At 31.8% G+C, this 1716-nt stretch carries 2 protein-coding genes and 5 tRNA genes; all 7 read right to left on the reverse strand.

Going from position 1 to position 1716, the window contains the following annotated elements:
* Positions 1-373: 373 nt before the first annotated feature.
* The 7 genes from VLM92_RS13525 to VLM92_RS13555 all read right to left on the reverse strand — a co-directional run bounded on the left by VLM92_RS13525 (position 374) and on the right by VLM92_RS13555 (position 1652).
* A complete protein-coding gene (locus VLM92_RS13525; protein WP_325276863.1) occupies positions 374-787 on the reverse strand; it encodes a hypothetical protein in 414 nt (137 codons plus the stop codon).
* Positions 788-805: 18 nt separating this feature from the next.
* Positions 806-1060: a DUF2508 family protein gene (locus VLM92_RS13530; protein ID WP_325276864.1), complete on the reverse strand. Its 255-nt coding sequence runs from the start codon at positions 1058-1060 to the stop codon at positions 806-808.
* A 172-nt stretch (positions 1061-1232) separates the two neighbouring features.
* A tRNA-Val gene (locus VLM92_RS13535) sits at positions 1233-1308 on the reverse strand.
* Positions 1309-1315: 7 nt separating this feature from the next.
* Positions 1316-1392, reverse strand: a tRNA-Arg gene (locus tag VLM92_RS13540).
* 8 nt (positions 1393-1400) lie between these two features.
* A tRNA-Cys gene (locus VLM92_RS13545) sits at positions 1401-1474 on the reverse strand.
* Between the two features lie 18 nt (positions 1475-1492).
* Positions 1493-1568: transfer RNA gene (locus VLM92_RS13550), tRNA-Lys, on the reverse strand.
* 7 nt (positions 1569-1575) lie between these two features.
* A tRNA-His gene (locus VLM92_RS13555) sits at positions 1576-1652 on the reverse strand.
* Positions 1653-1716 lie beyond the last annotated feature (64 nt).

The raw sequence follows: 1716 nt of genomic DNA on the forward strand, positions 1-1716 counted from the left end.
CTCAGATACTGTTATATATCTGGCTTTGTTTGTTTGGTTTGTTTCAAATTCTATAAATTAACCTACTGTTTAATTTTCAAAGTTCATTTTCTTGTTTGCCCTTTTCTTAAGGACAAGTAATACTATATCATCTTAATTTAACATCGTCAACACTTTTTATGAATTTTTTTTATTTTTTTTAATAAAATTTCATTTTAAACTTAATTTCATAAACTATATTTACTAGTATAGCTTATTTAGTAACATTTTAACTAACATCATTATAATGTGTAAAATTGATTATTTTATTCAAAAATTTAATATTTCTTTATAAAACAATCAATTTTCACACTACTCTTTATATTTTTCACTATTAAAATTTTAATTTATATTATTAATCTGTTTGTGATAATAATCTTTTAGTTATATCTGCAAGCTTCAATTCTCCTAATTCTATATGACCCATAGCTATAACTACTTTTATAGTATTCTCTGAGTTGTCCCATTTATAAGCTCTAGCATTCATTATAACATCTTCTGGCATAATTTCTTCTAGTTCCATAGCTAACTCATCTGCTAATGTCATATATTCATCAAATAAATCTTCACTTTCTAATTCTTCAAGTTCATAGTTTTCCTTTATTATCTCATTTAGTTCATCTACACTTACACTTATTTGGTATGCTAGTGTATCTTCTCTTTTAGTTCCTTTAGTCATATCTTTTTCAACTATAAAATTACTATTATCTTCTATTGCTATTTTTATTTCACTACTATCGATTATTTCATTCCCAAAAACTATATACATAATATCATCTCCTTAAAATTACTTAGCCATCGCTTCTATAAGTGATTCTTGCAATGATTTTTTTATACCTTTTTCTTTTGCAACTTTTATTAAATATCTATATCTAGATTTTTTGGCTTCTAATTCATATATAGCTACATCTACTAACTCTGGATCACTTACAAATTGAAAAAAATATTCTGCTGTTTTTACATCTAATTTAGCCCTTTTTATTTCATTTAGTAGTTTTTGCTTTTCTTTATCTTTATTTGATATTCTATTTACTTTAGACATAGTTCATCCTCCCTATTTTACATTTATTATGAATCTTGACATTTTTTCAGTTCAATATACCATTTTATGTAAATTAATAGGTTTGTAGAAAGATGCAAAATAAAAATTTATTTAGCTGCTTTAAATCATTTTATAATATAAAAAACCTCTAGTGAAATTCACTAGAGGTTACTGGTGGGATTAACAGGGCTCGAACCTGTGACCCCCTGCTTGTAAGGCAGGTGCTCTCCCAGCTGAGCTATAATCCCGCGTATATGGTGCGCCCAAAGGGACTCGAACCCCTAACCTTCTGATTCGTAGTCAGACACTCTATCCAGTTGAGCTATAGGCGCACATTTTATGGAGGCGACACCCAGATTCGAACTGGGGATCAAGGAGTTGCAGTCCACTGCCTTACCACTTGGCTATGTCGCCACACTATTAAAATATAAATGGTGATCCATCCGCGACTCGAACGCGGGACACCCTGATTAAAAGTCAGGTGCTCTACCGACTGAGCTAATGGATCATATTAATGGGGTGGATAATGAGAGTCGAACTCACGACCTCCAGAGCCACAATCTGGCGCTCTAACCAACTGAGCTATACCCACCATATGTTATTGGTCGAGGTGAAGGGACTCGAACCCCCGGCCCCCTGGTCCCAAACCAGGTGCG

Source organism: Romboutsia sp. (assembly GCF_035470145.1).
GTDB lineage: Bacteria > Bacillota > Clostridia > Peptostreptococcales > Peptostreptococcaceae > Romboutsia_D.

Coding starts and splice junctions, on each gene's coding strand:
- VLM92_RS13525 (WP_325276863.1), bottom strand. CDS start 787: ATGTATATAGTTTTTGGGAATGAAATAATCGATAGTAGTGAAATAAAA.
- VLM92_RS13530 (WP_325276864.1), bottom strand. CDS start 1,060: ATGTCTAAAGTAAATAGAATATCAAATAAAGATAAAGAAAAGCAAAAA.